Raw genomic sequence first — 5,896 nt, 5'->3', positions numbered from 1 at the left:
AAAGCTACCTCGCCGGCCTTCACCTTCGCGGCGCAATGATCTGGATCAAGGACCTCACCCGAACCCATTGATCACGACCGAATACGCGTCCTAGTCGAGGAGACGACCGTGTGGCCGACCTGCCCGGCTCCCGGCCCGGAAGACCAAGGGGGCGAGGACAATCCCTGGATGACAGGACCATGGGTATTCGAACTCCATCCTCTGGCGCGGGATACTCTGGCGGCAGTGCGCGACTCCGAAGTACCGACCATCGTCGCCAGGTGGGTGCAAGCGGAGGCACTGCACGGAGCGCACGCCGATGACATGCAGCCGGTGGCCGAGGGAATCATCCGACTCGCCAGGCGGGCTCGCGAAGCCAGCGAGCAGCTCTACTGCTGGATATGTCTGTGAGGCTGCCCTGCTGCCTGGAGGTTTGATGGACGGTCGGCGAACCAGGTCACCTGAGACCGCAGGCGAATAGGACCGGATCACTTGAGACGGGAACCAGACCATTCGAGACGGGAAACGCCGGGTCTCACCGAAGTTTGACTGGTAGCAGTTTGTCTCAGTGAAGTTCGACCGTCGGGTTCAGATGGTGTGTTCGGCACACGGGTGAACCTGCCCAGTGCATAGGGCATCCCTGCGGCTCTGCCTGTGGGGAGAGGGGGCAGCAATGCGGCCAGTGCGACCTGCACCGGTCGACTGGCGACCGGCTTTGCCTCCCGCCTGATGGCGGGAGGCGGGGTGGCCCGGCTGGGTGGCCGTTCGCGTCGTCGGTCCTGTCAGGGGGTTACTGTTGCGATCTGGCTCTGGGTGTTCTCGGTGAACCAGAGGTTGCCGTCGGATCCGGTGGTGATGTCCAGCGGGGACGAGTCGGAGGTCGGGATCGACACCTCGGAGATCGTCCCCGATGTCGTGATCTGGCCGATGTCGTTGCTGGCGTTCTCGGTGAACCACAGGTTGCCGTCCGGTCCGGGGGTGATGCCCCACGGGAACGGGAAGAAGACGGTGTCCGTGAGGTCGTAGGCGGTGAACACACCGGCCGGGGTGCCGCGGCCCGCGCGGCCGCCGTTCGGGCCGCAAACGCCCAGACCACTTGACGCAGACAGGCTGGCAGTTGGCCCCGGATACGACCGGCAGTTGGGGCGGCCGCCGCGCCGAAGGCCGGCTGCTTGACCGGCAGCAGGTGTGCGTCGGCGTCCAGGATGATCAGGGTGTTCGTGCTCGTGGAGACCACCGATTCCTGGTAGACGCCGTCGGGTGTCTATGTGGCGTTCGCCTCTGGGCCTGCGATCTGGGCTTCGAGGTCGGCGACGCGGCGGTCCTGGAAGCGGAGGTTGGATCGGGCAGCCTTGAGGCGCTCGTCGAGGGTGCGGTTGTCGGTCGTGAGCTGGCGGAGGCGGTGCTTGAGGGTGGTGTTCTCGGTGGTGATCAGCTGGATGGCTTCCTCGGTCCACTCCGCCTGCAAATCCCGGATCCGGCCGATGAGAGCACCGGCGCGGGTTCGCTGGGCGAGGATCTCGCCGTGGGCTGCCTTGAGGGCGTTCTCGGCGCAGCCGACGGATGGCTTCGTGGACCCGCCGGAGGGCGGTCTCGGTCTTGCGGCGGCGGGCCGCGCGGTCGGCCCCGGTGGTTCGTCGGTTGTCTTCGTCAGGCGCTGGCCCCGTCGGGTGTGTGGTGGGCATGGAGAAGAGGCCGAAGCGGTTGCCGCGGGGGTCGATCGGGCGGCTGTAGAGGAGCCCGTCGGGGTTGGCGTCCGGTCCGAACTCGACGGTGGCGCCGAGCTCGGCCGCCTTCGCGGTGACCGTGGGCACGTCGAGGACGAGGAAGTCGGGCATCAGGTAGTCGACGCCGCCCGTGCCGAGGTCGTACACGCTGCCCGAGGGCCACTGGTTGCCGGTGAACACGTTGCTGTACGGCTTGCCGCCGGCGCTCTCGTCAAACTCGATCCGCCACCCGAAGGCGGCCGTCCAGAACGCCCGCGTGGCCTCCGCGTCCGCCGTGCCGATCTCGAACCAGGCGTAGGCACTCCGGCAGCGGCCCGAGAGTCGGTTCGAGGGCGGTGAAGCGGTCGAGGGTGGCGGGGAGCAGAGTATGGTCGCGGGTGTTGCCTGGCGCTGGCTGGGTGGCCAGGGGTATGCCGCTCCCGTCGGTCAACTGCGTGCGCTTCAGCCCGAGTTCGGCCCGGTCGACCAGGCTTCTGCCAGCGCATTCACCACTGGGGGGCGCCTTGGTGATGCAGCCGTCGGCGCTCAGGCGGTCGAGTTCGAGGCCGCGGCTCCTCCCGGCCCGACTCCTGGCCCGGAAAAGTTCCTCGGAGCCACCTGCAACCCCGGGGCGTTCCACACGTCTTCAAGGGTGAGAGGCAGGGGAGGCGAGGGCGTTCCGGAGCGCGGTGCTGTCGGTGCCCGGCTCGCCGACCCGGTCGATCATCGAGTCACGCTCTGAGCCGTCCTTCGGCTTCCCGCAGTCACGTTCCAGGGGGGAACCATGTCCATCGCCCGTATCCGTCGTGCTCGCCGTACCGCAGTGGCCACTGCAGCCGTCGGGACCGCCGTACTCTGCGGGGCACTCGCCCTGCCCGCACCCGCCGCCTTCGCGGACGAGCCTCCGCACGCCACGCTCTCCGTCGAGGCTCCGGACTCGATCGGATTCGCCGGCCAGCCGGTCGAGTTCACCGAGACCATCACCAACACGGGCACCCAGACCACCACGTACGGCCTGACGCTCGACACCGTCAGCGACCTCGGCACGCCCGAGCACGCGATCACCATCGACTACAAGGATCCGGCCGACGGCACCTGGAAGGCGATTCCGCTGGAGTTCCACCGGGGGGACGACAACGTCACCTACAGCGGGTTGCTGGCCGGGCCCGACAGTGTGACCGTCCCGGCCGGCGGCGAGGTCGATCTGGCTCTGCGCATCGCCGCCCCGATGGGCCTGCCTCACGACGGGGCGTCCAACGGCGGCTTCCGGTCCATCAGGCTGCACTCCGCGGTGGTCGCGCTCGACGGCTCCTGGGCGGGACTGGCCCAGGAGACCAGGACGATCAAGGCCGAGCCGCTGATCACGTCGCTGTCCGAGGTGCCGGACGCGGCGGTCGCCGGCGGTGACCCGATCGAGTTCGATGCTGTCCTGGACGACTCGACGCCGTCCGACTACGTCAACCTCGGCAACGTCCTGTTCACCGACCCGCACGCGACGGTACAGGTCCGCGACGCGGACGGTTCGTGGCGCGTGTTGGAGAAGGTGTCGAACGGGATCCAGGGCGACCCGGTCGGCGTCTACCTCCAGGGCCGCGACTCGGGCATTCGCGCGGGCGACACGACCGTCACCCGAGTCCGCGTCTCCTACGACGCCACCACGCCGACCGGTGCCACGCAACTGAGCCCGTGCGTGTTCGTCAACGAGGGCGCCATTCCGTTCCGAGGGACGACGAGCTGCGGCGCCCAGTCCACCGTGCAGATCCTCCCGCCGACGGCCACGTCCTGATCACAACATCCACCACCAGTGCCGACTTACCCGCCACCGGGCGGGTCGGCGCCCCCGGCGGGCGCTGGCTCACCCGCGCCCCCGCCGACAACCACCCCGCCCTCGCCCTCGCCGACCTCGACCTCCACTCGACCGAGCCGGACGTCGACATCGCGGTGCGCTACGCCCGGCCCTGGAGGCGGCCGGCCCGTACAGGCGCCGTCGGGCCGCACGCGTCCGTGCTACGCGGCCGAGGCGGCCGGCTCGTCGTCGATGTGCTGGAGCCGGCTGCGGGCGATAACCCGGTCCTCGCCGGACAGCTTGGCCCAGTACTCGTCAGCCCACGCCGCATGGGAGGCCCGCCGCTCGGCTTCCTCCAGCCGGGCGGACTCCGCCAGCTGCTCCTCGCTCAGCCCCTGCCGGGCGGCCTCCAGATCGCCGCCCCACAACGCCAGCGTGGCCAGGAAGGCACGGCGCTCGGCCTGCACGGCCATCAGTGCCCGCTGCGCGTTCTTCAGCTCGTCGGTGTACTCGAAGGTCTTCTGCCCTTTGCCCACGGCAGGGGAATCGTACGTGCGACCGGATCCGCACCCGGCCACGCCCCGCCGATACCTTGATGCCCGCCCCGCACTCTGCGGTTGTCCTGTCGCACCGAAGTTTGATCAGTCTCACCGAAGTTTGACCGTCGGCCGGATTCCGTCGGTAGGCGGTGCCTGTGCTCGAATGCAGCCACGCAGGATCTCCGCGGTGAGGGGATCGAGGGCGTGAGCTGGACGGAGGGAGTCCGGGTGACTGGCCAGACGGTGAAGATCGCGGCGCTCTGCGAGTGCGGCGACATGGCGGTGCGGCAGGTGAATCAGTACATCAACTTCGGCGAGTTGTGCTGGGATGCCGAGTTCTACTGCGACAGCTGCGGCGCCTATCGGTGCGAGCATGCCGGGTCGGGGCCGGCACCGGACGATGAGTGGCGACAGGCGCTGCTAGCAGCGAATGGAGCCGTCAGACTGCGGCTGGCCGGGCCGGTGCCCAGTCTGGTCCAGGCCATGAAGGTCTTCCGCGAAGTCTCGGGCGCGTCGTTGCCGCAGGCACGGGGGCTCGTCGAGCAGCTGAGCAGCGACGGTGTGGTGGGCACCCTGGCGGAGATGGAGTTCCTGAAGACACGGCTGAAGCTCCGCGGGATCCCAGTAGCCGTCGAAAGGTAGCGGGGCCCGGGAGCCGCCCGGTCAAACTTCGCTGAGACTGGTCAAACTTCGGTGCGACAGGACATCGACCTCTGACAGGAGACGTTGACCGTTTGCCATTCGATCTTGACCACCAGCAGGTTCCTGCCACCTGATCTTGATCGGCAGGGAAGCAGTGGGGGTTGCCGCGCGGGCACACGGCGATGCGGTGCTGGCGGGCGGTTCTGCGGGGTCCGGGTCCGCGGGCGAAAACCCTGCAGGTCGGAGCGGGTGGATGTGTCAGGATCGCCTGCCATGGAGAACTGGGACGAACTGACCGTCACCGAGCAGGTGCTGGTCCGCCGTGCTGTCACCGGCACCAGCCCGCGCGGCAGCGCGCAGCACATCATGGCCGTGCTGCGCTGGGCGGGCTCGCCCGAGGTGCCCAGGCGGCGCAACGCGTCGCCCGTGGAAGAGCTGGAGCGCGTGCCGGAGCTGGCGGCGGCGACGCGTCGGCTGGTCGCAAACGGGTGGTTGACGGTGTGTCGGGCCCTGAGCACCAGCCTTGTCCAGGAGGACGGCCCGGCGGTCACCGGCCTGGAGCTGGAGCGGGTGGTCGCCGCCCCGGCGACGTGGCTGATGCCGTCGGGCGATGGGGCCGATCTGCCCGTCCTCTCGCTGCGGGCCACCGTCGAGGGGCGCCGCCGCTGGGAGGCCCGGGCGTACGCGCCGGATGCCCGGGCCACCATCCACCAGCTGGACCTGACGGAGGACGAGGACCGGGTCCGCGTGTGTGCCATGGAGGCGAGCGGCTGGCTGACCGGACCGTTCGGGATCCTCGCCGATCTGCCGTCCGGACTGGAGGGCGAGGAGTTGCGGGCGTACGTGGCTGCGGACCTCGCCTCGCTGGTCCGGTTCGTCCGCGAGGGCATGATCGAGGTGCTGCACGTCGCGGAGCCGGGCGCCGAGGGCACCATCATCCCGCTGGAGGACCTGTTGGACGCCTTCAGCGACCGGAAGTTGCGCTGCGACGACGGCGACGACTGGGGCGTCGGGTTCACCTGCATCCTGACCCAGTCGCTGGCGAACGCGCTCCGCTAGCGTCCCGAGCCAGAGACTCGGCAGAAGTCCAGGAAGAACACCGAAGCCGAGCGGTCAACGTCGCTTGACAGTTGGTCAAGATCGGCTGTCAGTGGGCGTTTAGGGATGGTTTGCGACGAGAGTTTTGATCGGTTTTGTCGCATTCGTCACCAAGGTGCATGACGTGAAATGCCCGGAAGCTCCGC

5 protein-coding genes and 3 pseudogenes are annotated in these 5,896 nt (G+C 68.9%); 3 read left to right on the top strand and 5 right to left on the bottom strand.

All coding sequences use genetic code 11. The features are described 5' to 3' along the window. Positions 1 to 761: 761 nt before the first annotated feature. From ACWCXH_RS39595 to ACWCXH_RS39580, 4 genes and pseudogenes are all read right to left on the bottom strand, one after another. A pseudogene (locus ACWCXH_RS39595) lies at positions 762 to 1,034 on the bottom strand (virginiamycin B lyase family protein); the annotation flags it as partial. A 209-nt stretch (positions 1,035 to 1,243) separates the two neighbouring features. Further along, positions 1,244 to 1,447, bottom strand: coding sequence for a hypothetical protein (locus tag ACWCXH_RS39590; protein WP_449806368.1), 204 nt, complete (start codon positions 1,445 to 1,447; stop codon positions 1,244 to 1,246). Positions 1,448 to 1,730: 283 nt separating this feature from the next. Next, positions 1,731 to 1,928, bottom strand: a pseudogene (locus ACWCXH_RS39585) (hypothetical protein); the annotation flags it as partial. 58 nt (positions 1,929 to 1,986) lie between these two features. Continuing rightward, positions 1,987 to 2,256: pseudogene (locus ACWCXH_RS39580) on the bottom strand (IS5/IS1182 family transposase); the annotation flags it as partial. A 252-nt stretch (positions 2,257 to 2,508) separates the two neighbouring features. Here ACWCXH_RS39580 and ACWCXH_RS39575 point away from each other — a divergent pair. Continuing rightward, positions 2,509 to 3,471, top strand: coding sequence for a hypothetical protein (locus ACWCXH_RS39575; RefSeq protein ID WP_449806367.1), 963 nt, complete (start codon positions 2,509 to 2,511; stop codon positions 3,469 to 3,471). Positions 3,472 to 3,692: 221 nt separating this feature from the next. Here the strand turns inward: ACWCXH_RS39575 and ACWCXH_RS39570 are convergent, their stop codons facing one another. Beyond that, a complete protein-coding gene (locus ACWCXH_RS39570) occupies positions 3,693 to 4,007 on the bottom strand; it encodes a hypothetical protein (RefSeq protein WP_449806366.1) in 315 nt (104 codons plus the stop codon). Between the two features lie 231 nt (positions 4,008 to 4,238). Between ACWCXH_RS39570 and ACWCXH_RS39565 the strand changes: the two genes are divergently transcribed. Next, positions 4,239 to 4,652 carry a hypothetical protein gene (locus ACWCXH_RS39565; RefSeq protein ID WP_449806365.1) on the top strand — a complete coding sequence of 138 codons (414 nt, stop codon included), beginning with the start codon at positions 4,239 to 4,241 and terminating at the stop codon, positions 4,650 to 4,652. 273 nt (positions 4,653 to 4,925) lie between these two features. Continuing rightward, positions 4,926 to 5,711: a hypothetical protein gene (locus ACWCXH_RS39560; RefSeq protein ID WP_449806364.1), complete on the top strand. Its 786-nt coding sequence runs from the start codon at positions 4,926 to 4,928 to the stop codon at positions 5,709 to 5,711. The last annotated feature ends 185 nt before the right edge of the window (positions 5,712 to 5,896 follow it).

This window comes from Kitasatospora sp. NPDC001660 (assembly GCF_053596725.1).
Note: the sequence above shows the minus strand (reverse complement) of the source record. Positions and strands in the feature narration are given on the sequence as shown.